The sequence below is a fragment of the Terrabacter sp. MAHUQ-38 genome (assembly GCF_014518425.1).
Lineage (GTDB): Bacteria > Actinomycetota > Actinomycetes > Actinomycetales > Dermatophilaceae > Terrabacter.
Window position 1 is genome coordinate 219,368 of record NZ_JACVCU010000001.1, and the last position, 22,037, is coordinate 241,404.

Annotated in this window: 24 protein-coding genes; 5 read left to right on the forward strand and 19 right to left on the reverse strand. The window is 73.0% G+C overall.

The features are described from left to right. Positions 1 to 15: 15 nt before the first annotated feature. The 15 genes from H9I49_RS01055 to H9I49_RS01125 form a co-directional block, all read right to left on the reverse strand. Positions 16 to 933: a hypothetical protein gene (locus tag H9I49_RS01055; RefSeq protein WP_188028425.1), complete on the reverse strand. Its 918-nt coding sequence runs from the start codon at positions 931 to 933 to the stop codon at positions 16 to 18. Next, a complete protein-coding gene (locus H9I49_RS01060; protein ID WP_188028426.1) occupies positions 926 to 2,668 on the reverse strand; it encodes a hypothetical protein in 1,743 nt (580 codons plus the stop codon). The genes H9I49_RS01055 and H9I49_RS01060 overlap by 8 nt, the downstream gene beginning before the upstream one ends. Continuing rightward, positions 2,665 to 5,391, reverse strand: coding sequence for a baseplate J/gp47 family protein (locus tag H9I49_RS01065; protein WP_188028427.1), 2,727 nt, complete (start codon positions 5,389 to 5,391; stop codon positions 2,665 to 2,667). Before H9I49_RS01065 ends, H9I49_RS01060 begins: the two co-directional genes overlap by 4 nt. After that, positions 5,388 to 5,813 carry a GPW/gp25 family protein gene (locus H9I49_RS01070; RefSeq protein ID WP_188028428.1) on the reverse strand — a complete coding sequence of 142 codons (426 nt, stop codon included), beginning with the start codon at positions 5,811 to 5,813 and terminating at the stop codon, positions 5,388 to 5,390. The genes H9I49_RS01065 and H9I49_RS01070 overlap by 4 nt, the downstream gene beginning before the upstream one ends. Next, positions 5,810 to 6,088, reverse strand: a complete 279-nt coding sequence (locus tag H9I49_RS01075; RefSeq protein WP_188028429.1) for a PAAR domain-containing protein — start codon at positions 6,086 to 6,088, stop codon at positions 5,810 to 5,812. Before H9I49_RS01075 ends, H9I49_RS01070 begins: the two co-directional genes overlap by 4 nt. Positions 6,089 to 6,129: 41 nt before the next feature. Beyond that, complete coding sequence (locus H9I49_RS01080; RefSeq protein ID WP_188028430.1) at positions 6,130 to 7,902, reverse strand: phage baseplate assembly protein V; 1,773 nt, start codon at positions 7,900 to 7,902, stop codon at positions 6,130 to 6,132. Beyond that, complete coding sequence (locus H9I49_RS01085; RefSeq protein WP_188028431.1) at positions 7,899 to 8,573, reverse strand: hypothetical protein; 675 nt, start codon at positions 8,571 to 8,573, stop codon at positions 7,899 to 7,901. Before H9I49_RS01085 ends, H9I49_RS01080 begins: the two co-directional genes overlap by 4 nt. Further along, positions 8,570 to 8,737 carry a DUF5908 family protein gene (locus tag H9I49_RS24250; RefSeq protein WP_188028432.1) on the reverse strand — a complete coding sequence of 56 codons (168 nt, stop codon included), beginning with the start codon at positions 8,735 to 8,737 and terminating at the stop codon, positions 8,570 to 8,572. The genes H9I49_RS01085 and H9I49_RS24250 overlap by 4 nt, the downstream gene beginning before the upstream one ends. Then, the gene (locus tag H9I49_RS01095; RefSeq protein ID WP_188028433.1) at positions 8,738 to 9,199 is read right to left on the reverse strand and encodes a phage tail protein; all 462 of its coding nucleotides are present in this window, start codon (positions 9,197 to 9,199) and stop codon (positions 8,738 to 8,740) included. Between the two features lie 3 nt (positions 9,200 to 9,202). Continuing rightward, positions 9,203 to 9,640 (reverse strand): phage tail protein, encoded by a 438-nt coding sequence (locus H9I49_RS01100; RefSeq protein ID WP_056755757.1) that lies wholly within the window; start codon positions 9,638 to 9,640, stop codon positions 9,203 to 9,205. A 50-nt stretch (positions 9,641 to 9,690) separates the two neighbouring features. Then, positions 9,691 to 12,306 (reverse strand): phage tail sheath subtilisin-like domain-containing protein, encoded by a 2,616-nt coding sequence (locus H9I49_RS24255; protein ID WP_188028434.1) that lies wholly within the window; start codon positions 12,304 to 12,306, stop codon positions 9,691 to 9,693. An 87-nt stretch (positions 12,307 to 12,393) separates the two neighbouring features. Continuing rightward, positions 12,394 to 13,008 carry a hypothetical protein gene (locus H9I49_RS01110; protein ID WP_188028435.1) on the reverse strand — a complete coding sequence of 205 codons (615 nt, stop codon included), beginning with the start codon at positions 13,006 to 13,008 and terminating at the stop codon, positions 12,394 to 12,396. Further along, positions 13,005 to 13,547, reverse strand: a complete 543-nt coding sequence (locus tag H9I49_RS01115; protein WP_188028436.1) for a Pvc16 family protein — start codon at positions 13,545 to 13,547, stop codon at positions 13,005 to 13,007. The genes H9I49_RS01110 and H9I49_RS01115 overlap by 4 nt, the downstream gene beginning before the upstream one ends. After that, the gene (locus tag H9I49_RS01120; RefSeq protein WP_188028437.1) at positions 13,544 to 13,750 is read right to left on the reverse strand and encodes a hypothetical protein; all 207 of its coding nucleotides are present in this window, start codon (positions 13,748 to 13,750) and stop codon (positions 13,544 to 13,546) included. Before H9I49_RS01120 ends, H9I49_RS01115 begins: the two co-directional genes overlap by 4 nt. A 144-nt stretch (positions 13,751 to 13,894) precedes the next feature. After that, positions 13,895 to 14,701, reverse strand: a complete 807-nt coding sequence (locus H9I49_RS01125) for a bacterial transcriptional activator domain-containing protein (RefSeq protein WP_188028438.1) — start codon at positions 14,699 to 14,701, stop codon at positions 13,895 to 13,897. Positions 14,702 to 14,909: 208 nt separating this feature from the next. Here H9I49_RS01125 and H9I49_RS01130 point away from each other — a divergent pair, with 208 nt between their 5' ends. The 4 genes from H9I49_RS01130 to H9I49_RS01145 all read left to right on the forward strand — a co-directional run bounded on the left by H9I49_RS01130 (position 14,910) and on the right by H9I49_RS01145 (position 18,318). Beyond that, positions 14,910 to 15,317: an MmcQ/YjbR family DNA-binding protein gene (locus H9I49_RS01130; RefSeq protein WP_188028439.1), complete on the forward strand. Its 408-nt coding sequence runs from the start codon at positions 14,910 to 14,912 to the stop codon at positions 15,315 to 15,317. Positions 15,318 to 15,369: 52 nt separating this feature from the next. After that, entirely contained in the window at positions 15,370 to 15,651 is a 282-nt protein-coding gene (locus H9I49_RS01135; protein ID WP_188028440.1) for a metal-sensitive transcriptional regulator, read from the forward strand. Positions 15,652 to 15,715: 64 nt separating this feature from the next. Next, positions 15,716 to 15,937 (forward strand): heavy-metal-associated domain-containing protein, encoded by a 222-nt coding sequence (locus tag H9I49_RS01140; protein ID WP_188028441.1) that lies wholly within the window; start codon positions 15,716 to 15,718, stop codon positions 15,935 to 15,937. Continuing rightward, positions 15,934 to 18,318: a cation-translocating P-type ATPase gene (locus H9I49_RS01145; protein ID WP_188028442.1), complete on the forward strand. Its 2,385-nt coding sequence runs from the start codon at positions 15,934 to 15,936 to the stop codon at positions 18,316 to 18,318. The genes H9I49_RS01140 and H9I49_RS01145 overlap by 4 nt, the downstream gene beginning before the upstream one ends. 129 nt (positions 18,319 to 18,447) lie before the next feature. On the opposite strand, the gene H9I49_RS01150 is transcribed toward H9I49_RS01145, so the two are convergent. From H9I49_RS01150 to H9I49_RS24260, 4 genes are all read right to left on the reverse strand, one after another. Then, positions 18,448 to 19,083, reverse strand: a complete 636-nt coding sequence (locus tag H9I49_RS01150; RefSeq protein WP_188028443.1) for a VOC family protein — start codon at positions 19,081 to 19,083, stop codon at positions 18,448 to 18,450. Between the two features lie 130 nt (positions 19,084 to 19,213). After that, positions 19,214 to 20,062 (reverse strand): RNA methyltransferase, encoded by an 849-nt coding sequence (locus tag H9I49_RS01155; RefSeq protein WP_188028444.1) that lies wholly within the window; start codon positions 20,060 to 20,062, stop codon positions 19,214 to 19,216. 41 nt (positions 20,063 to 20,103) lie between these two features. Then, positions 20,104 to 20,532: a DUF2000 family protein gene (locus H9I49_RS01160; protein ID WP_188028445.1), complete on the reverse strand. Its 429-nt coding sequence runs from the start codon at positions 20,530 to 20,532 to the stop codon at positions 20,104 to 20,106. Positions 20,533 to 20,701: 169 nt separating this feature from the next. Next, positions 20,702 to 21,511: an AraC family transcriptional regulator gene (locus tag H9I49_RS24260; RefSeq protein ID WP_188028446.1), complete on the reverse strand. Its 810-nt coding sequence runs from the start codon at positions 21,509 to 21,511 to the stop codon at positions 20,702 to 20,704. A 57-nt stretch (positions 21,512 to 21,568) separates the two neighbouring features. On the opposite strand from H9I49_RS24260, the gene H9I49_RS01170 reads away from it, so the two are divergent. After that, positions 21,569 to 21,979, forward strand: coding sequence for a VOC family protein (locus H9I49_RS01170; protein WP_188028447.1), 411 nt, complete (start codon positions 21,569 to 21,571; stop codon positions 21,977 to 21,979). Positions 21,980 to 22,037 lie beyond the last annotated feature (58 nt).

The window sequence follows — 22,037 nt, forward strand, 5'->3', positions numbered from 1 at the left end:
GTCTTCCCTTCGGACTCAGTCCGTCGAATCGGTCGGCAGGAGACCGACGCCGAGGCGGTCGATGCCGCGTCCCGCGTCGATGCACTCGTAGAGGTGGATGCCGCTGGCATGGTTGACGACCGACACCACCGAGCAGAGCAGGGCGTTGAGGTCGTTCTGCTGCTGCTCGACGGCCGCGGCGTATGCCGTGACGTTCGAGGTCGTCGGCTCGTCCGGGAACGTGGGTGGCGACGCGAGGACCGCGAGGTCCTCGAACACCGCGGGGTCGGTGAAGCAGACCCGCACGCTGACGTGCGCGGGGGCGTAACGGCGGACGAAGTCGGCCGCCTCCTCGCGACGCTGCCAGTCGACGAAGCCCTTGGCGGTCGACGGGTCGCCGGTGCTCGGGACGGGCACGCTGGTCGGGACGAAGAGGGTTGCGGTGTAGGGATCCCCGGTGAGGCCCGCGCCCGGTGCCTTGTAGTGCTCGAGCAGGTAGGGCCGGCCGGTCGCGGGCAGGTCGAAGTAGAGGCAGAACCAGCTGAGGAACCCGCGCGGGGTCCCGCGCCGGCGCCAGAGCCGGGTGGACCGGGCGAGCAGCTCACGGCGCTGCTGGAGTCCGCGCTCGGTGCCGGGCCAGCTCGACGGGAACGTGACGCTCGCCCAGCGGGCCACCTCGTCGTAGGTCTCGAGGTGGTGGGCGACGAGCGCGTCTGCTCCCGCGTCGAGCGGCAGGTCGGCGGGCCAGCGCAGGGTCGCGTCGGGCCCGAGGGCCGTCAGGACGTCCTCGAGGCGTTCGATGACGGCGTGGCTGAGCTCGTCCGCGAGTCCCAGGAAGGCGTCGACCTGGGCGAAGGACCGCTCGTCCTCCTGGTAGACAGCCGGAAGTGTGCTCGCGATGCGGGTGTGGTCGGGTCCGCGCGCGGGGGCGGTGGCCGGGACGGCGCTACGCATCGCCGCACCTGCTCGTCAGGGAGAAGCGGACGCGGAGGCACCGGGCGTCCGCGAGGGTCGGCACGGCATTCGCCGGGATCACGAGGGGGCCGTCTGAGGCGGTCACGAAGGCGGCCGCCCCCTCGACCTTCATGGCGAGGTCCTCGACGCCCCAGACGGCGGGGTTGCCGACGATCGCCTCGACGACCTCGGTGAAGCGCACGGGCTCGCCGGGCACCCAGCCGAGGGTCGGCTGGTCGACGCGCGGCCACGGACCGTCGACGACCTGCGGTGGTGGCGGCACGAACGTCTCGGGACGCCCGCGGGCGAAGAACGCGGTGATGCGCGCCCGCGCGTCCTCGACGACGGCGTCACGGTCGACCCCGACGTCGGTGACGAGCGTCGCCTGGACGAGGACCGGCGCGCGCTCGAGCAGGCTGGCGCCGACCTCGTCGCAGATGACGCGGCGCGGCTCGAGGTCGTCGACGTCGTCGCGCCAGTCGGGGAACGGCGCGGTCACCTCGGGTCCGATCGCCGTCGCGAGCACGTCGCGCAGGAACGCGTCACGGGCCGACGCGGCGAGCGTCTCGCGGCTCTCGACGACGAGGGTGAGCGCTTCGGCCGTCGGGTCCACCGGGATGGAGGCGAGCGTGCCGGTGGGCAGACCGTTCCACGCGATGCCCGTCAGCCGGCCGCGGACCGTCCAGGCTCGGGACACCCCGGCGTGCGTGCGGGCCCGGCGGGCATAGTCGTCGGCGGTGACCGGCTCGCACGTCAGCGCCTGCACCGGGTGCGGGGGCCAGACGACCGAGCGCCCCTGCGGGTCCTCGAGGTCCTCGGGCAGCAGGCCTGCCGCCTGCGGAGCAGCCGCGACGGCGAGGCGCGCCTCGTCGGTGTCGAGCCCCGCCAGGGCGAGCTCGGCACGCGTCGCGACAAGCGTGTCGGAGGTCGTCGCGCGCACGACGTCGAGGCGTGCGCGGAGTGCCTCACGTGAGCGCCGGTGCCGCTCCCGGCGCACGAGGGCGACGACCTCCTCGTCCCAGAGCGGCAGCGACCACGCGAGCTCGGCCGCTGCGGCCGCGTCGATGGCGACGACGTCGAGGGGCGCGTCGGGGTCCGAACGGCGCGGTGCCGCGGCCACGGCGTCCGCGTGCGCGCCGGCCACCGCGCCGGCGATGACGTCGGCCTGCTCCTGGGCGACCTGGCGCACGAGACGCGCGCGCAGGAGCGCCACGACGGCGGGACGGTCGACGGGGCGCAGGGCGCTCGCCCACGGCTCCGCGGAGAGGAGCGCGATCGCATCGGCGCGCGAACGGCTGTCGCGCACGAGCGGCTCGAGCAGGGCGGCGGAGGTCCCCGGCTGCGCCAGCGCGTCGGCGACGCTCGACACGGGCGCGAGGTCACGGGCCGGCACCGCGGGGTCGGACGGGTCGATCTCGGCATCCCATCGACCGACGGGCAGCGTTGCGTGCCAGTGCCGCCCGGGGTCGTCGGCCCAGGCGCGCGCCTCGAGCGGCCAGTCGTCGAGCGCGCGCTCCGAGACGCGGTAGTGCAGGTCGGCGAGGCCGTATGCCGTCGCCTCGGCGAGCGTGACGCCCGGGTCGGGTGCGTTGTGGTCGGTCCACTCGGGGGCTGCCACGGCGAGGCGCGCGAGGAGGCGGGACCGGATCGTCTCGTAGTCGGCGTCGGGCGCGACCGGCACGAAGCGGGTGATGGGGACGGCCCGGCCGGCCGGTGGGGTCAGCGGGGTGCTCACAGCTGCTCCTCGCACGAGAGGTGGTGGTGGCCGGACGAGCAGTAGAGCCCGCGGCACGGGTCGACCTCGACGAGCTCGACCACGGACCCCGACCCGTCGTGCAGCTCGAAGTCGGTGACGACGTCGATCTCGGGCTGACGCTCGAGGAAGGCGATGAGGGCCGAGGCGTAGAGGCTGCGTCCCCACCGGACGGGCAGCATCGCCGTCGGGTGGAGGGCCAGCTCGAGGGCGGTCGTGACAGCCTCGGTCCCGGTGAGGGCCGCGACGCCGGGGCGCAGGCGGATCGAGGCGACGACGGTGACGGGCGCGTAGGCGGGGCACAGGACGTGGAGGCTCGCCCCCAGCGGTGCGCGAGAGCGGACGACGTCGACGACCCGCCCGGCCAGGCTCACCGAGGGACGGGGCGCGGCCTCGAGAGGACGGTCGGGAACGACGACGAGTCCCACGTGTCCCGGCGCCCGGAGCCCGTCGCGGTCGGTGTGCGGCAGGCACAGCACCGCCGCGACCTCGGGCAGCGCCAGGGCCACGTGCTGCTCGAGGTCCCACGGGGTGACGGCCCGGTCGCGGTGGCGCACCCGAGCGGCCGCGCGAGCCAGGTAGGCGGCATCCGTCTCGGGTGCGCGGCCCCGCACCGAGGCGAGGTTGGTCACCTTCTTGACGCCCGGGACCGGGACGAGCGTGCCCTTGATGGTGCCGAGCGGCAGCGCGTCCGTCGAGCTCGGGTCGAGCGCCGGATCGCTTGCGCTGGAGACGAACTCGGCCACGACGGCATCCACGACGACGTCACGCAGCTGTCCGAGGCGCGTCGGCTGGTCGGTGACGAGCCGGACCCAGCGGCCGGTGTCCGCCGAGACGTCGTCGCAGCAGACGGCCCAGGTGCGCGGCGCGACGAAGCGCAGCAGCCCCGCCTCACGCAGCTGGTGCGAGGCATCGGCGACGGCCAGCGGGGACCACACAGTGCCGTCCCAGAACTGCCACGCCGCGGCGACCGGGTCGGCGCTGCCGCACGGCGACGCGGAGTCGACGTCGAGGTAGAGGGACACGCTGGACCCGAGGGCGGCGTCCGGCAGCTCGAGCCCGATGGCGACCATCCCGGGCGCGCCCGTGTCGGAGACGACGAGCCGGAACGGGGTGAAGCGCCCGACCGACCCGCCGGGACGGCTCTGCCGGCGCCAGCCGCTCGTCGCCTCGACGAGAGTCGCCTCGATCGGCGAGGTCGTGTAGCGCACCGTGATGCCCGACGCGATGGGCGGCACCGGAACCGGGGGCATGGTCGGTTTGGGCGTGGTGCCGGCCACGGCTCGCGTCGCGAAGTCGGCGACCTTCTGCTGGTAGTCGGTCCACCCGAAGTCGCCCTGGGCGAGGAACGCCCGGACGTAGTGGCCGGGCTGTCCTGCCACGGAGAAGGTCTCCGACGCGACCGCGGACCCGCTCACGGTCGCCGAGAGCGTGCCGAAGCTCGACGAAGCCGAGCCGAACGGCTTCCACGCGCCGTCCTCGCGCCGCTGCCACACGACGGACGGCGTGGTCGCCGTCGACACCCACCCGAAGATGTTCGTCCATTGCGACTCGACGGCCGAGTAGCCCGACCCGAGGTTGGTCTTCATGAGGAGCAGCTGGTTCTTGAGGTTGTCGGCGAGGTAGGTCGGTATGCCGCTGCCGCCGGCCGACGACGAGAGAGGCGCCCCGCCCTCCTGCATGACCTGCACGGCCACGTCGACGGTCGCGAGCGCCTTGCCGAACGCCTCGTCGGACCGCAGGTAGAACGCGTCCCCGCGCTTGGCCACCGCCCCGAACGGCTGGAACTCCTTCGTGACGTCAACGGCACCGTCGTTGTAGAACGCCGCCTCCGGGACGTATGCGGTCCGCGACGTGACGCGGACCGTGACCCCGGTGAACGAGAAGCCGACGGGCACCGCCACACCGGCGGCCAGCTCACCCTCGACCCACGGCACCTCACCCTCGGGCGCACCGCAGCCGTCGGTCAGGGTCACGGTGACCGTCGAGCCCGACACCGTGCCGCCGGTCGTCGCACTCGTCGTGCCGTCGGCGCGCGACCACCGCCACACGAGGCCGGCGAGGCCGGCGGGCGCGGTGGCACCCGTGAAGGCCATCTGGGCGGTGAGGTCGCCACCGGAGAAGACGAGCGCCGGCGAGTGGATCCGCAGCCGGTGCGTGCCGTCGTCGCCGTCGGGCGGGCTCAGCGGAAACGGCGGGGCGGCGGCCGCGACGCCGTGCGGTCGCGCGGGCTCGCCCGGCGGGTCCGGCACGAAGGACCGCACGCCCGTCAGGGCCGCGCCGTGGGCGGTCAGGGCGTCGAGGGTGACGTAGCGCCGCTCGTTTCCGAACGCGTCCTTGCCGCCGCGCAGCCGCGTGCCCTTCGGTACGACCGCGGGCGCGACTTTCGGGTCGACCGTCGCGTGGGCGACGACGCGGTCGGGCACGGCGGGCAGCCGCTCGATGCCGAGGACGTCCTCGAGCCAGGTGCGGCGCATCCGTTCGGGCAGAGTGGCGAGGTGGTCGTCGAGGGCGGCGTACTCGGCGGCGACGGCCGCGAGCAGGGCGCGATCGGGCGCAGCCGACGGCGAGGGCGCGAGCACGCCGTCGGGGCCGGGCGCGAAGAGGACGTCGGCCCAGGAGCCGTCGGCGTCGAAGTCGGCGAGCCGGGCCGCTGCCGCCATCGCCTCGACGACCTGTTCGGGCGTGCGTCCGGCCGCGGTCATGACGCACCCGCGAGGTAGAAGGGCACGACGAGGCTCGTCGGGCGGCGGTGCCGGTCGATGCGGAACTCGATGGTGACGTCGACACGGTCGTCCGCCTCGCCCGCGGGCACGGCTTCGACGGCGTCGACGATGACACGCGGCTCGCCGAGCACGAGGGCACGCCGCACGTCGTCGGCGAGGCGGTGGCAGGCGTCGGACGTGCGGGGCTCGAAGACGTAGCGGTCGACGCCGGCGCCGAGGTCGGGGCGCATGACGCGGCTGCCGAGCATCGTGCGCAGCAGCAGGACGAGGGCCTCGCCGACGTGCTCGGCGCCGTCGTTCGTCACGACCGCGACCTCGCTCGTCGGCTCCTCACCGGTCCGCTGCCACCGCGGCGGGAACGCCCAGCCGCGGCCGACCTGCGGGTAGTCGCCGGTGCTCATGTGATCACGACCGTGGGGCTGCCGACGACGACGGTCGCGCCGCACCCGCAGGCGTCCCCGGCGCGCAGGGCGGGACGGCCCTGGATGAGGACGGTGGCCGACCCGGCGACGAACGGCGTGGCCGGCGGGTGCGGAGGAGGGGACGGGATGACGCAGGCGTGCATGTCGCCGACGACGGCGGCCGGCATACCGGCGATGAGCACGGTGGCGACGCCCGGCCCGACGACCGTGCCACCGTGTGCCGTCGTGTCACCCACGCGTGCTGCCCCCGGCATGGCTCCTCCTGGTTTTGGCTCGTTGACGTACCTGTTGGCGGCTAGTTGATGGTGACGAGAGATCCCTTGAGCCCCAGCGATCCCGACGCCTTGACGTCGAGGGTCGCGGAGCTCTCGATGGTGGACGGGCCCGATGCCTTCGCCGCGAGCTTGAGCGAGTCGAGCGAGATGGTGCCGGCCGACGACGAGAGGGTGATGTCGCCCTGGGCGGCGGTCAGCTCGATGCCGTCGGCCGACAGGCGGATGGCGTTGCCGCTGTCCTTGTGGGTGATGACGACCTCGGAGTCCTTGTCGGACAGGACGATCGAGTGGCCCTTGCCCGTCGCGAGCGTGACCGCGCTGGCGTCGCCGTCCTCGAGCCGCAGCGTGTGCTGGTCGGGCGTGACAAGTGCGCGCACGGCGTTCGTGTCGGGATCGACGGTGAAGGGCAGCTGCGCGCTGCCGTTGTAGAGCGAGCCGAGCACGACCGGGTATGCCGGGTCGCCGCCGACGAACCCGACGAGCACCTCCTGTCCCACCGCGGGCACGATGACCGCGCCGTAGCCGTCGCCCGCGTCGACGTTCGACTGGCGGGCCCACACGCCGTCGCCGCCGTCGGCGCGCCACGGGAAGCGCACCTTGACGCGGTTGAGCGACGCGGGGTCGTCGAGGCCCTCGACGAGTCCGATGGCGAGGGTCGGTCCGCGGTCCACGGACGGCTCGAGCGCGGCCGCGACGGTCGCCCGCGGCGCGAGGACCGGCGGCGAACCGACCTGGAACTCCGTCACGTAGCCCCGGGCCGAGAGCCGGTGGCGCGACGCCGTGACGTAGTGCGGACCGGACATGCGGCGACCGACGCCGCCGATGCTGACCCAGCCGTCGCACCGCAGGCCCGGCTCGCCCTGGACGACGCCACTGCCGTGTACGTGGGAGAGCGCCGAGCACCTTTGTGCCGCAATGGCTCTCGCGTCCGCCTCGTCGGCGGCGGTGACGGCGTCCGACTCGACCCGCGCCTCGCGCAGGGGCCAGCCGGCGTCCCCGACCGCCGCGGCGTGCGTCTGCCGGTCGCCGACGTCGATGCCGGCCGCGCTCACGCTCTGCTCGCTCTCGGTCGCCTCGGCGGCGTCGACGTCCCACCCGACGCCGACGGCTGCGTCGATGGACCGCGTCAGGTCCTCGGTGAGGTGCAGCTCGACGAGCGTGCGGGTCCAGTCGAGCTCGATCGGGTCCTGCAGCGGCGACGGCGGGCGGAGCACGAGCTTCGTGCCGCGCACGAAGACGACCCAGCCGAGCTCGCCCGCGCGACGCGTCAGCGCGTCCCAGTCGGAGACCCGGTCGCTCGCCCAGAAGGGGTGCGTGACGCCGTCGGCGGCATCCGTGTCCAGGGAGTAGTCGGCGGCGATGGCCGATGCGATGTCGGCGTCGGTGACGTCGGCCAGCTGGCGTGAGCGCGGGGGGTGGTCCAGCAGCACCGACCGCGAGCGCCCCTCGACGCGCAGCACGGGCGGCCCACCGCTCGGGAAGTGCGTCGTGAGCGATGCGATCACGCCCTCGAAGACCTCGACGAGGTCGGAGTGGTAGCCGAGCGAGACGGCGATCGCGGCGCCAGGCGTGAACGGCCCGTCGTCGCTGTGCCGCACGGCCCGCTGGTCGGCGTCCCAGTTCTGGACGAGGAGCGTGAGCCGACCGTGCCGACCGACCTCCTCGTGGACCTCGACCTCGACGACGTCGGCGGCCGTCAGGGCCTCGAGGGCGGTGCCGCCGACGCGGACCTCGAACGCCGGCCGGTCGCGCTGCGTGGTCGGGGAGGTCGTCGGCGAGGTCGTGGGGCTCATCGCGTCGCCGCCAGCGGTGGGAGCAGCAGGAGCTGACCGGTGACGAGGCCGCGCGGGTTGGTGAGCCGGTTCGCCGCGGCGAGCGGACGCCAGTACGCCGGGTCGCCGTAGACGCGGGCCGCGATGGCGTCCAGGGCGTCGCCGTCCTTGACGAGCCACGTCTGGAAGAGGTCGGGTGACGCGGGGCGGTCCTCGGCCGCGACCTCCTGCGGCGAGAGCGCCTCCTTGAGGGAGAGCTTGACCGTCGCGCGCAGCGGCTCGCCCGCGCGGTCGAAGAGCTTGTACGTCACGTCGGCCTGGGTCAGGATGCCGCGGAAGCTGAACCGCCCCCAGTAGCAGTGCACGTAGTACGGCTGGTGCGTGTCGCCCTGGAACTTTGTCAACGCGAGCAGGGAGTCGAGCAGCTCGCCGATGCCGCCCGGCTCGCCCACGACGCCGGTGCCATCGAGGAGCAGGTCGATCTGCACCTGGTCGGGCTCGCCGCCGCTGAAGGACTGCTGCGGTGCCGACGTGCCGGCCGACTGCGTCGCCTGGTAGAGGTTCTTGCGCGAGAAGGACAGCTCGGTCGGGTTGAGCAGCGCCCGCCAGCGCAGCCCGGTGGGCTGCTCGAACTTGAGGTCGGCGTACGCGTCGATGGTCAGCTTCGTCAGCTGCGTGGCCGTGAGGTTCACCGGTCCCACTCCCTGCGCAGCACCTCGAGGACGCGCTCGACGGCGCGGCGCACGATGGCCTCCATCGCCGCGTCACCGAGCGGTGCCTCGGGAGCCGGCCCGGCGGCATCCGCCCTCGGGGCGACGACGACCTCGGTGACGATCTCGCCTATGACGACGGGCACTCAGACCACCTTCTTGAGGACGAGCCCGTGGTGGGCGATCTCGACCGCCTCGATGGCGACCGCCGACGACTGGGCGTCGAGGTCGGGGCCGGTGAGCTTGACCGGCCAGCCGCGCGTGAAGGCCCACACGCGGACCGGGGCCAGTGCCCCCTCGACGGAGCTCATGAGCACGACCGTGCCGTCGCGCGGCGTGACGATGCCGGTGACGTGGAACTCGTAGAACCAGTCCCACAGCTCGTGGAGCGGTCCCGCGCCCTGGTTGAGCACGAGGTTGGGGAACGAGGCGCGCGTCGGGAAGCGGTGCGCGAAGCGGTTCTCGCCGCCCTCCTGGTACTCCTCGACGCTCACCTCACCCGCGAGCCCGGTGCACTTGCTGAAGCTGACCGACGCGAGCCCGTCGATGGCCAGCACGAAGTGCGCCGTCGTGAACGGCACGAGCGCGGGCGAGGCGAGCGGGAGCATCGGCTACTTCGCCTCGATCTCGATGCCCTCGCAGGCGAACTCGACCGACTCGATGGCGACGTCGGTGCCGGTCGCCTTGAGTCCCGGGCCCTCGATCTTGACCGGCCAGGCCTCCTTGATCTTCCACGTCATGACGGGCTCGCGCTCCTCGTTGAGGAGGCTCACGGTGACGTCACGCCGCTCGACGGCGCCGATCGTGATCGAGTTGTACCACTCGAAGAGACCGTTGCCGGCCTCCGTGGGGGCGATGCCCCGCTTGAGGGTGACGTTGGAGAACTTGCGCAGGCCGGGCTGCTTGCGCGTCGAGAACTGGGGGTCGGCGCCGCCGCGGTACTCGACGACCTCGGCCTCCATCGTCAGCCCGCTCACCTCGGAGAAGCTCGAGGTCTGCTGCCGGTCACCCCAGCTGACGGTGAAGTGCAGGGTGGTCATGGGATACATGTCAGGCTCCTTGGCTCACAAGAGGATTCACGCGTTGTCACCGGGGGCGGTCACTCGGACAGCCGCTTGTGGCTGAACCGGAAGACGACGAACTCGGCGGGCTTGGCCGGCGCGATCGCGACCTCCGTGATGATGAGCCCGAGGTCGATGTCCGCCTCGGTCATCGTCTCGCCGAGACCGACCCGCACCCGGTACGCCTGCTCGGGCTTCGTGCCGGCGAGGGCACCTGCCCGCCACTGCTGGTCGAGGAAGTTCTCGACCGAGACCTTGACCCGGATCCAGGTCTGGGCGGTGTTGGGCTCGAAGACGACCCACTGCGTGGCCCGGTCGACCGACGTCTCGATCATGTTGAAGAGGCGGCGCACGTTGACGTAGCGCCACGTCGTGTCGTCGGTCGCGTTGCGCGCTCCCCAGAGGCGGGTGCCGCGGCCCGGGAAGGCGCGGATGAGGTTGACCCCACCGGGGTTGAGCAGGTCCTGCCGGCGCTGCGTGTACGTCTGCGAGAGGCCGACGATACCGGTGACCGTCTCGTTGCCCGGCGCCTTGTGGACGCCGCGGAGCCGGTCGGTGCGGGCGAAGACCCCCGCGACGAAGCCCGACGGCGGGACCGTCGTGAAGCGGTCGATCGAGTCGGGGTCGACGGTGACGATCTGCAGATGCGGCGCGTACAGCCCGGCATACGTGCTCGACAGGGTCGTGTTGCGCCAGGCGAGCAGGTCGGTGTCGTCGAGGTCCGGCGCGTCGACGATCGCGTAGCGGCGGAAGTTCTCGCAGTGGGTCACGACCTGGCCCACGAGGTCGGCGTGCAGGAGCGGGTCACCGAGTCCCAGCGCGTCGGGACAGATCACCATGGCCGGCTCGGTGACCTCCTCGAGCCGGGAGAGCCCGGCGCGGAAGTCGTCGTTGGTCGGGGCCTTGTCGGCGCCGATGCGGTCGACCGCGGTGTAGAACGGCGCCGCCGCGAGCGACACCGCCGGCGCACCGACGCCGCGGGGCGTCACCGAGACGAAGGCCGAGATGCCGTTGACGACGTCGTCCTTGGCGAAGTACGCCGGGTGGTCGGGGCTCAGCGAGAGCCCACCGAACGACTCGGCGACGACGCCGCCGACCGTCACGGTCAGCGAGAACCGCGCGGCGACGACGGACGCCGACTCGACGGCATACAGCGGGAACCGCACCTGGGCCGTGTTCGAGACGGCGGTGCCGGCCGCGAACCTGAGCACGTACGTGTCGCCGCCGACCGCGTCGACCGCCGTGATCGGCGCGAACGCCGTCCCGAGGCCGAGCACGTCGCCGACACGCGGGGCGACGCCGCAGCGGACCGCGATGCCCTCGTCGGCGTCGGCCTGGAGGGTGAACGTCGCGTCGGTGTACGTGTCGGTGGCGACCGGCGCGGGGGCGAGGGTGAAGCCGCCCGGGGTCCGCGTCGCGACGACCGTCGGCGTCGCCCCGGCGCCGGTGAAGGTGACACGGGCACCGGCCGGCAGGAAGCCGTACGCGTTCGCGACGTCCGCAGCGGTGAGCCCGGTGATGCCGAGGCCGCCGTCCGAGAGGAGCACGGCGCTGACCGGTGCGTTGACGGTGACGGGGCCGCTCGGCGGGGCCGTGGCGCCGACGACGACGAAACGGTTCGTCTGCCACAGCGCGGTGCGGCCGTCGCCCGTCGTGAGCCGCGCGGCCGCGTGCTCGGGCAGGCTCGACGTCAGCTCGGACGCGATGGGCGCCGTCAGCGGGCGGTCGAACGCCAGGGCGGATGCCGTGATGTTGAGCGACGGCGGGCTGCCGGCGGGGGTGCCCGCGACGGTCGCCAGCGCGCGGAAGTCCGCGCGGCGCTGGACGAACGCGGCCCCCGGCACCGCGCCGGGCGACGCGTCGAGCGTCAGTGTGACACCGCTGCCGGCCTGCGTGACGTCCGTGACGACGGCGCTGGACCGGCTGCCGTTCGGGGCGACCGCCACGACGACGTCGCCCTTCCTGAACCCCTTGCCCGACGGCAGGAAGAGTGACGTGGCGCCGCTCGCGGCCGCGCTCGCCACGACCGAGCCGGCAGGCAGCGTCACGGCGGCGCTCGCGCTGCCGACGGTGATCGACGTCGTCGTGAGGGCGGTGACGGTGGCGGTCGGCGGTGCCGCGACCGAGCCGGTCGTCGGTGCGGCGACGAGGGCCACGGTGTCGCCCGGCTTGAGGCCCCCGGTCGAGGCGACGGCGATCGTGGCGCCACCGCCGCTCGAGATCGCCGGCGTTGCGGCTGTCGTCGACGCCCGGTAGAAGGCGCCGGAGGCAGCCGACTCGTCCCCGGACACCGAGACGGCGAGGTCGTTGCCCCACGTGCCCGGCGAGCTCGCCTCGATGTCGAAGCTCTCGGCGCCCGCCACGTCGAACGCGGTCCACGACGCGCTCGTCGACGGGTCGACGCGGACGATCCACGCGGCCGGCCCGCCGTTCTCGAAGTAGCCGAAGACCGACTCACCCGTGAAGCCGCGCGACGTCGCGGCCCCGAAGGTGCGCACGAAGTCGGCCCAGCCGGTGACGCGCGTCGGCTCCTTGACGGGTCCCTTGCGCGTCGTGCCGAGCACGGCGACGACGCTCGTGGGGGCGGCTGCGATCGGCTGCGGCCCCGACGGGACCTCCTCGACGTAGACGCCTGGGGATAGGTAGGTCGTCACGGTGCCCTCCTCGGCTCGTGCTCTCCTGCGGTGTGGGTGGGGGTGCGGGTGGTGCGGTGCGGGTGGTGCGAGTGGTGCGGTTGGGGTTCACGTCGTGTCGACGAGGTGGACGCGCGTGGCCACAGTGGAGAACTCCATGGCGAGCGTGCGCAGCGGGTCGCCGCCGACGAGGACGTCGAGCGGTGTGAAGGCCGCGGTCCACTCGCGCGGGGCGGACCGGTAGGTGCCGGGCGCGACCTCGGGCAGGGCGACGGTCGGCTTGGGGTTGGGGCCGGACATGGCCCGGGCCGTCACCGTCGCGCCGGTGCGGGGTGCGCCGGTCGACGGGGTGGTGAGGACGACGGTCAGCGTCATCGGCACGGGATGCACGACGTGCTCGACCTCGGCCGTCGTCAGGTCGACGACGACGGTGCGCGGCGGACGGCCGGCGAGGGTCGGGACGACGAGCACGTCGGTGAGCGCCCCGTCGGTGAGGGTCACGACCGCCTTCGGCGGCGAGGGCGGCGCGGGTGCGTCGGCTCGGGCGCTGACGACGAGCAGGTCGGGCAGGACCCGCAGCGACCAGCCGCGTGGCACAGGCTCGAGGTGGGCCTCGAGCCCGCGCAGGAAGACTCCCGTGGAGGCGTGGACGAGACGCACGGTGTGCCGCAGCGTCGTGGTCACCGTCGCGAGATGCGGCCGCGTGGCCGGCTGGGTGGTCACGGCGCACCCACGTAGTCGATGCGGTGCTCACGGACGCGGCCGCGGCCCTCACGCTCGAGGACCGGCACGGGCGCGACGTCGACCTCGTAGAAGAGGGACAGCCGGCCGGGTCGGCCGAGCGAGCCCCACACCTGGTTGCGCTCGTCGGCGCTCGGCGCGAGCAGCCGGATCGCGAGGCTCTCGACCTCGTCCGAAAGCGGCGGCCCGAGCTCGGGTGGACGCACGACCGGGGTCGTGTGGAACGCCTGGACGACCCGGCCGAGGCGGGTCTGCGCCTCGTCGTGGTCGCCGATGTAGGTGACGACGTAGGCCAGCTGGAGCGACAGGGGCGCGCGGACCAGTCCGGTCAGGCCGTCGACGAGGGGCCGGTTGCGCAGGTGCGGGTGCTCGGCGACGGCGACGAGCGCCAGCACACCCTTGTTCTCCGGCAGCGGCGTCTTGTCGCCCTGGGACAGCGAGTGGAGCACGACCCACGAACCGAGGTCGGGCGTCGCCCGGTGGACGACGTCGCGCAGCGCCTCGCTGACCTCGCGGATCACGGTCGCTCCCAGCGCCGCGGGGTCACGCCGTCCTCGTCGAGGCGCTCCTCGACGATCTGCTCGATCTCGGCGAACGATCCCACGTAGGTCTCCTCGTCGGTGGCCATGTCCCGGACCCGGGCGCGGATCACGGCCGGGAGCGACTCGACGTCCCGGGGCTCGGCCCAGACGTCGATGAGGAATCGCCGCCTCCATGCGCGCATCACCAGGCCGTGACCCTTCTCTTCAGGCCCGAGGGTCCCGAGCCGCGATCACCGACCGCTCACGGCGAGGCCCGCCGACGATCACCAACCGCTCACCGTCGTCAGGCACACCTCTCGTCGCTTCCGGCGGCGACGGCATACGGCTCAGGGCATGCGGTGCAGGCGGTCGAGCGCGCGGTCGACGATCTCCGCGAGCCGCACGACCTCCCGGCGGGCGCGCTCGAGCTCGGCCACGAGCGCCGCAACCGATGCCGCCTGGCCGGCGTCGCCCCGGGTGATCCGGGTATAGAGCGCGACCGTCTCGGGCATCGGGTCGGCCCCTAGCTCGGAAAGGAGTGTCAGCCGGCACTGCTCGAACTGGCGCTCGACGAGGTCGTGCCGTCCGGACGCGGCATACGCGCCCATGAGATGGCGGTGGATGTCCTCGCGCAGCGGCTCGAGCGCCAGCGCGAGCCCGCCGTAGCGCCCCACGGCGGCGACGTCACCGCGCGTGCCGTGGTGCTGCACGAGGTAGTCGAGCGCCGTGAGGTAGAGGGTCTCGATGCGGTGGCGCGCGCCGAGCACCCACTCGTCGTCGCACAGCTCGACGAGCCGGCCGCGGTGCAGAGAGACGGCGTCCTCGAGGCGACGCACGTCGTCGTCGGTGAGGTCGACGACGCTGCGCCGCAGGACGGGTTCGAGCAGGCGCTCGAAGCGGATCGCGTCGACGGTCATGTCGACGGCCGGGCTGAGCGCGACCGAGCGCCCGCCCGACCGGCCGACGAGCTCGACGCCGGTGCTCGCACGCACTTCCGACTGGAGGCGCCACAGCGCGGTGTTGAGCCGGCGCCGGGCCGAGTCCGAGCTCGAGTCCGCAAAGAGCTGGGCCGCGGCCACCGAGCGCTGGCGACCTTCTCGCGGCGCGAGCGCCAGGTAGGCGACGAGCATGGCGGCGCCCGGCGACAGCGCCACGGGGTCGTTCCCCGAGACGAGCGTCGGAGGGCCGAGAAGATTGAGTCTGAGCCCCGAGTTGGCCACGCATACCCCCACACATCGATGTGGGCTGGTCATCCCCGAAAATACGCCCGGGCGCCGACTTTCGTGACCGGTTTGGCCGGATCCCGCACGCCTGAGCGTGGCCCCTTTTGGTATGCCGGGTGGCGGGCTAACGTGCCAAGGCATGGTCCGCTCGCGCAAAGCCACGCTCCGCGACATCGACGAGGCCGCGCTCGCGCTGCCCGAGGTGACGCGTGACCCCCCGAGCGGTGGCCGGCCGACGTTCCAGGTCCGCGGCCGGACGTTCGCGTTCGCGCGTGGGCCGCGCAAGGACGCGTTCGACCCGGTGACGGGAGAGCCGTACGACGACGTCCTCGCCTTCTCCTGCACGGCCGAGGACAAGGAGGCGATGGTCGGCGACGACGAGTCGCCGTGGTTCACGACGCCGCACTGGAACGGGTACAACGCGGTCCTGCTGCTCGAGCGCGACCTCGCGCGACTGACCGCGCAGGAGATCCGCGAGGTCGTCACCGACGCCTGGCTGACGAAGGCGCCGAAGCGGGTCGCGAAAGAGTTCCTCGGCGGCGCCTGACGGTTGGAAATACCCCTGAGGGGTACCGTGTTGTCTAGGGCGAGGAGGTGCCATGGCTGGATACACCGGCAGCAAGGACGACTACCTGAAGAGGCTGCGCCGCATCGAGGGACAGGTGCGCGGCGTGCAGAAGATGGTCGACAGCGACACGTACTGCATCGACATCCTGACGCAGGTCAGCGCCATTACGAAGGCCCTGCAGGCGGTCAGCCTCGGGCTGCTCGAGGACCACGTCTCGCACTGCGTCGTCGACGCGGCTCGCGAGTCCGACGAGGCTGCGCAGGAGAAGGTCCGAGAGGCCTCCGAGGCCATCGCCCGTCTCGTCCGCAGCTGACCGGCACCGCCACTCCGTCCCGAGCCCGACCGAACCGAAGCACCGAGCCACCAGGAGGCATCCGATGAGCCCGACCACCGTCACCGAGGTCACCGTCGCCGGCATGACGTGCGGCCACTGCTCCGCATCCGTCACCGAGGAGCTGTCGACCCTCCCGGGCGTCACCGACGTGGTCGTCGACCTGCATCCGGGCGAGGACTCGCCCGTCACCATCACGAGCGAGGCACCCCTCGACCCGGCCGCCGTCGCGTCCGCCGTCGAAGAGGCGGGCTACAGCCTCCGATGAGCCCCGGACAGGCACCGGCGCCGACCAGCGGGCGCCCCCACGAGGAGGTCCGGCTGGCCATCACCGGCATGACCTGCGCCTCGTGCTCGGCCCGGATCGAGCGAAAGCTCTCCAGGGTCGCCGGTGTCGAGTCCGCCACGGTCAACCTCGCCACCGAGAAGGCCGTCGTGGCGTTCACGGCGCCCGTGACGGTCGACGAGATCGTCGCCGAGGTGCAGAAGACGGGTTACGGCGCGACCGTCATCGGCGGTGACGGGAGGCCGGCCGCGGGGGCCCTGCTCGAGAAGCTGCGCGCCCAGGAGCTCGCCAAGCGGAAGGCGCGCCCGACCGCGCCGTCCAGCCCCGCGACCGCTCAGGCCGACCACGCCGACCAGACCGGCCAGGCCGACCAGACCGGCCACGAGGGTCATGCCGGTCACGCCGGTCATGCCGCGCACGCGGACGCGTCGGCGAGCCATCTCGACCACACTCCGGCTCCGGACGTCCTCAGACGTCGTCTTGTCGCCGCCGTCGCCCTGACGGTGCCGGTGCTGCTCCTCGCCATGGTGCTGCCGACCTTCGGCGCGAGCCCGTGGCTGCAGCTCGTCCTCGCGACCCCGGTCGTGTTCTGGTGCGCGTGGCAGTTCCACCGGGCGGCCGCCGTCAACGCCCGCCACCTCGCCTCGACGATGGACACCCTCGTGTCGCTCGGCGTGCTGGCCGCGTGGGGCTTCTCCGTCGTCGAGCTCCTGCAGGGCGGGATGCACCTCTACTTCGAGGTCGCCGCCGTCGTCACCACGTTCCTGCTCCTCGGCCGCTTCCTCGAGGCACGCGCCAAGGACTCCGGCAAGGACGCCCTGCGGTCGCTGCTCGACCTCGGCGCCAAGGACGTCGCGATCCTGCGCATCGACCCGAGGTCGCGGATCACGAGCGAGACCCGCATCCCGGTCGACCAGCTCGTCGTCGGCGACCGGTTCATCGTCCGACCCGGCGAGAAGGTCGCGACGGACGGCATCGTGCGCGACGGGTCGAGCGCCGTGGACGCGAGCCTCGTCACCGGCGAGTCGACTCCCGTCGACGTCAGCCCGGGCGACGAGGTCACCGGCGGCTCGGTCAACACGACCGGACGCATCGTCGTGGAGGCCCGCAAGGTCGGCGCCGACACGATGCTGGCCGGCATCCAGCGACTCGTCGAGGCCGCACAGACCGGCAAGGCCGAGGTGCAGCGCCTGGCCGACCGGGTCTCGGCGGTCTTCGTCCCGGTCGTCCTCGTGGTCGCGACCGGGACGTTCGTCGCCTGGCTGGCGACCGGGCACGACGTCGCGCAGTCGCTGGCCGTCGCCGTGACGGTCCTCATCATCGCCTGCCCGTGCGCGCTCGGCCTCGCGACCCCGACGGCCCTGCTCGTCGGCACCGGTCGAGGGGCGCAGCTCGGCACCCTCATCAAGGGCCCTCAGGTCCTCGAGGACACGCGCCGCGTCGACACGGTAGTGCTCGACAAGACGGGAACCGTGACGACGGGCGAGCTGCGGCTGCGCAGCATCGCCGTGCGGGGCAGGCTCTCGAAGAAGGCCGCGCTCACGGCGGCCGCTGCGGTCGAGCAGGGCAGCGAGCACCCGATCGCCCGCGCCATCGTCGACGGCGCGAGGCTCGCCCGGGTCGACCTGCCCCGGATCCGCGACTTCCAGGCCAACCCGGGCGAGGGTGCCACGGCCCGGATCAAGGACACCGAGGTCACGGTCGGCAAGGCCGTCCTCTTCGAGAGCGTCGACCCCGAGCTGCTCGAGCACGCGGCCGGCCGCGCCGGCACGACGGTCTTCGTCGGCTGGGACGGCGTGGCCGAGGCGGCCCTGACGGTCGAGGACACCGTGCGCGAGTCGTCGAAGGCCGCGATCACCCGGCTGCGCGCGCTCGGCCTCACGCCGTACCTGCTCACGGGAGACAGCGCCTCCAACGCCCGCAGCGTCGCCGAGCAGGTCGGTATCGACACCGGCAACGTGCGCGCCGACGTCCTGCCCGCACAGAAGCACGAGGTCATCACCGAGCTGCAGCGCCGGGGCAAGGTCGTGGCCATGGTCGGCGACGGCGTCAACGACGCCGCTGCCCTCGCCCAGGCGGACCTCGGTCTCGCGATGGGCTCGGGAACCGACGTCGCGATGGACTCCGCCGACATCGTCCTCGTGCGCCCGGACCTCGACGCGGTCGCCGACGCCATCGGGCTCTCCCGCGAGACGCTGCGCGTCATCAAGCAGAACCTCGCGTGGGCGTTCGGCTACAACACGGCAGCCATCCCCCTGGCCGCCTTCGGCCTGCTCAACCCGATGATCGCCGGCGCGACGATGGCGCTCTCGTCCGTGATCGTCGTGACGAACTCACTGCGCCTGAAGCGCTGGGGGCGCTGAGCGACATACGCCTCGAGCCGGCATACGGCCTCCAGCGGTCTGCGGCCGGGGCCGCCCGGACACGCACGAGGGCCACGAACCGATCGGTTCGTGGCCCTTCGACGTCTGTCTGCGAGTTGGCGGCTCGGCTCAGATCGTGACCTTGCCGTTCGGGGTGTCGAACGTGACGGACAGCAGGCCCGGCGTGCCGTGCGGCGCGACGAACGTGAAGTCGATGCCGCCCTTGTCGAACGTGTCCTCCGGGCCGAGCCACTCGCGCACGCGCTTGGGGTCACCGGCGATCTGGATGTTGTCGATGGAGACGGCCGTGTCGGCGCCCGCGGAGGGGTGCACGGTCATGTCGTCCCACTGGATGAAGTAGGGGACCTGCGGGTCGGCGAGCAGGCCCTTGATGCCGAGCTGGCGCCACTTGAGCTCCGTGCCGTCGGGACGGTGCCGGTTGCCCGGGACAGACTCGCGGCCGAGGCGCGCCTCGACCGGGTGGATGTCGTCGACGGCGACGACCCAGGCGAGCCAGCCGCCACCCGCCTCGGACGCGGCACGGACGGCCTGACCGAACGGCGCCTTGTCGGACGCCGGGTGGTCGAGCACCTCGACGACCTCGAGGTAGTGGTCCTTGGCCAGGGGGAAGATCACGTTGCGGGTGCCGAACCGCGGGTGGACCCCGCCATCGACGGCAGCGACACCAATGAGCTTCGACAGCCGGTCGGCCGTGGCCTTGAGGCCACCGGCCTCTGCTGCATAGGAGACGTGGTCAACTCGCATACAGAACATCGTGACACACGCGCAGGGGTGCTCTTGACCACCCCTCCCCCGCCCCGCGGCGCGCGTCGCGTGCGTCACATGAATGAAACCTGACAGTCATGTCGTATGCCGTCAGGACACCTCGCGCGGGTCAGTGCGCGTCACGCTGGCGGACCGCCTCGTAGAGCACGATCGCGGCCGAGGCTGCGACGTTGAGGCTGTTCGCCTTGCCGTGCATGGGAATCCGCACCCGGTGGGTGGCGGCGTCCAGGAGGGTGCGGTCGGCGCCGTGCTTCTCGCTCCCGACGGCGACGGCGACCCGGCCCGTGTAGTCGACGTCGGTGTGGAGCAGGTCGGTCTCCGGGGTGGTGACGACGAGGCGCACGTCGTTGGCGGTGAGCCACTCGAGGGTCCGGGCCGTCGTCGCGCTCGCAGCCGGGACCGCGAAGACGGTGCCCTTGCTCGCACGGACGACGTTGGGGTTGCCCCAGTCGGTGACGGGGTCCGCGGCGATGACGGCGTCGACGCCGGCCGCGTCCGCAGTGCGGAGCATCGCGCCGAGGTTGCCGGGCTTCTCGACGCCCTGGCTGATCAGGGTGAGGTGGTCGGGCCCGTCGACGCGAAGGTCGTCGAGGTCCACGCCGAAGCGGTCGACGACGGCGATGAGCCCGTCGGGACCCTCCCGGTAGGACACCTTCTCGAAGGCGCCCCGGCTCAGGTGGACGACCTCGACCCGGTCGCCCCGCAGCCGGGCGAGCAGGTCCGACTGGTGGCCGATGTCCTGCGAACCCGCACGGCCGGCGGGGCTGAAGAGTTCCTCGCAGACGTAGACGGTGCCCGGGCGCACGCCCGCGGAGAGCGCGAGACCGATCTCTTCGTACCCCTCGACGAGCGTCTGACCGGTCTCCTCGCGCGTGCGGCGGCGGCGCAGGCCGAGCAGGGCCTTGAGGCGCGGGTTGGACGCGGACGTGATCGTGAGCTCGCGCGGCTGGTTCGTCATGGCAGGCCCAGCATCCCACCCGCGAGCCCTGGGGAAGCCGGTCAGGGGTGGAGGCGCGCTCCCTTGAGGATGCGGTCGACGGCGTTCTTCGGTGCGTGCAGGGCGATTCCGACGAGGTCGAGGTCCGTGGTCGCGACCCGGGCGACCGCGCCGCGGTTGTCGGCGTCGTGGCCGGTCGCGAACATGTCCTTCGTGTAGACGGCGAGCGCCGTTCCGCGACGGAGCGCGCGCTCGTGCGCTGTGGTCACCGTGGCGGCGTCGCCCTCGAAGACGAGCACCGGCATCCCCAGGAGCGGCAGGTACGTCTGGCCGTCGGCGTCGGCGTAGGCGTCCCCGACGAGCTCGGGGTGGGCAGCCGTCACGCCGCTGACGAGGAACGCGGTCACGTTGAGGCGTTGCCACGCCTCGAGGTCGTCGCGCACGAGGACGGCGATCTTGGTGTCGAACGGCGGGGTCAGCAGGTCGCTCATGGCCTCAGCGTGCGCCCCGCGACGGCGCGCCGTCTTGTACGTCGTTGATCTGGGGCAGCGTCCGAGCCACCCCGCGCCGGCGTCTGGCAACACACCGAACAGGTCACAACAACCGGGATCGGATCGCGGTGCGTTGCGACCTGCTCGGTGTGTTGCGCGGTCTGAGGTGTCAGGCGCTGCGCTGGAAGCGGGCGGGCGTCGTGCCGAGGAAGCGCCGGAAGTGGCGCGTCAGGTGCGCCTGGTCGTAGAAACCGGTCTCGGTCGCGACGACCGCCGCGGGCACGCCGTCGCGCAGCCGGCGCCGGGCGAGGTCGAGGCGACGTCCGACGACGTACTGGTGCGGCGCGATCCCGAACGCGCGCCCGAACGAGCGCACGAGGTGCGGCGTCGTGACCCCGAGGCCCTGGGCCACGGCGGCGACCCCGGGGGTGCCGACCGGGTCGGCGTCGAACATCTCCCGTGCGACGCGCGCGACGCGTCCGGGGTCGGGCTGCACGGTGCCCACGACACCGGGCCGACCGCGTACGAGATGCGCCGTCAGGCGTTCGACGACGAGCGCGAGCCGTGACTCGGCCTCGAGGTCGTCACGGGCGACCAACGCGCGGTCCAGGCGCGACACGGCCTCGCGCAGGCCGGCATCCGGCAGCAGGGGCGCGTCGACGGCCGGCGCCACGAGGTCGGCACCGAGCACGTCCTCCTCGAGGTAGACGACGCGCTTGCGGAACCCGGTCGACGTCAGCGCCCGCCCGTCGTGGACGACGTGCGGCGGCAGCAGGGTGACCCCGGAGCGCACCGCCGTGTGGTCGTGGCGGTCGAGGTCGTAGCCGATGACGCCGTCGTCGACGACGAGCAGCGTCCACGTGTCGTGGGTGTGACCGGGGTACGCGTGCTCGTGCCAGTGGGCGTGGAAGACCTCGGCGACACCGGCGACCGCCGGCCGCCACGACACCGCCCGGTCGACCCGGTCTCGCGCCTGCACACCCGCACCGTAACCCCGCTCCTGGACTTGACGCCGTCGACGACCGAGGAGGGCCTCATGGCCGAGTACCCCCGACTGCTGCACACCGCGCTCGACACGCCGGAGCCACGGGCCCTCGCCGAGTTCTACCGCGAGCTGCTCGGGCTGCACTACCGGCCGGGCGACGAGGCACCTGCCGACGGGCCCGACGACGCCGACTGGCTCGTCCTGCTCGACGCCGACGGCGTGCGACGGCTCGCGTTCCAGCAGGTCGACCACCTGCCGCGATCGACCTGGCCGACCCACGACGTGCCGATGCAGCTGCACATCGACTATGCGGTGCCGTCCCCGGCCGAGCTCGAACGCCACCGGGCCCGCGCCGAGGCATTGGGGGCGCAGGTGCTCCTCGACCGCACCGACGACGGCGACGAGCCGCTCGTGGTGCTCGCCGACCTGTCGGGGCACCCGTTCTGCATCCTCGTCGGCTGACCCTCGCAGCAGCGCGTCGGCCGTCGGCGCCGCGGCGTAGCGTCGGACCAGGACAACG

Excerpts from the sequence above, each read along its gene's own strand:
- H9I49_RS01120 (WP_188028437.1), bottom strand. The coding sequence starts at position 13,750 with ATGCGCGCATGGAGGCGGCGATTCCTCATCGACGTCTGGGCCGAGCCC.
- H9I49_RS01145 (WP_188028442.1), top strand. The coding sequence starts at position 15,934 with ATGAGCCCCGGACAGGCACCGGCGCCGACCAGCGGGCGCCCCCACGAG.
- H9I49_RS01135 (WP_188028440.1), top strand. The coding sequence starts at position 15,370 with ATGGCTGGATACACCGGCAGCAAGGACGACTACCTGAAGAGGCTGCGC.
- H9I49_RS01055 (WP_188028425.1), bottom strand. The coding sequence starts at position 933 with ATGCGTAGCGCCGTCCCGGCCACCGCCCCCGCGCGCGGACCCGACCAC.
- H9I49_RS01130 (WP_188028439.1), top strand. The coding sequence starts at position 14,910 with ATGGTCCGCTCGCGCAAAGCCACGCTCCGCGACATCGACGAGGCCGCG.
- H9I49_RS01150 (WP_188028443.1), bottom strand. The coding sequence starts at position 19,083 with ATGCGAGTTGACCACGTCTCCTATGCAGCAGAGGCCGGTGGCCTCAAG.
- H9I49_RS01080 (WP_188028430.1), bottom strand. The coding sequence starts at position 7,902 with ATGAGCCCCACGACCTCGCCGACGACCTCCCCGACCACGCAGCGCGAC.
- H9I49_RS01065 (WP_188028427.1), bottom strand. The coding sequence starts at position 5,391 with ATGACCGCGGCCGGACGCACGCCCGAACAGGTCGTCGAGGCGATGGCG.
- H9I49_RS01075 (WP_188028429.1), bottom strand. The coding sequence starts at position 6,088 with ATGCCGGGGGCAGCACGCGTGGGTGACACGACGGCACACGGTGGCACG.
- H9I49_RS01160 (WP_188028445.1), bottom strand. The coding sequence starts at position 20,532 with ATGAGCGACCTGCTGACCCCGCCGTTCGACACCAAGATCGCCGTCCTC.
- H9I49_RS01095 (WP_188028433.1), bottom strand. The coding sequence starts at position 9,199 with ATGCTCCCGCTCGCCTCGCCCGCGCTCGTGCCGTTCACGACGGCGCAC.
- H9I49_RS01070 (WP_188028428.1), bottom strand. The coding sequence starts at position 5,813 with ATGAGCACCGGCGACTACCCGCAGGTCGGCCGCGGCTGGGCGTTCCCG.
- H9I49_RS01170 (WP_188028447.1), top strand. The coding sequence starts at position 21,569 with ATGGCCGAGTACCCCCGACTGCTGCACACCGCGCTCGACACGCCGGAG.
- H9I49_RS01155 (WP_188028444.1), bottom strand. The coding sequence starts at position 20,062 with ATGACGAACCAGCCGCGCGAGCTCACGATCACGTCCGCGTCCAACCCG.
- H9I49_RS01140 (WP_188028441.1), top strand. The coding sequence starts at position 15,716 with ATGAGCCCGACCACCGTCACCGAGGTCACCGTCGCCGGCATGACGTGC.
- H9I49_RS01100 (WP_056755757.1), bottom strand. The coding sequence starts at position 9,640 with ATGTATCCCATGACCACCCTGCACTTCACCGTCAGCTGGGGTGACCGG.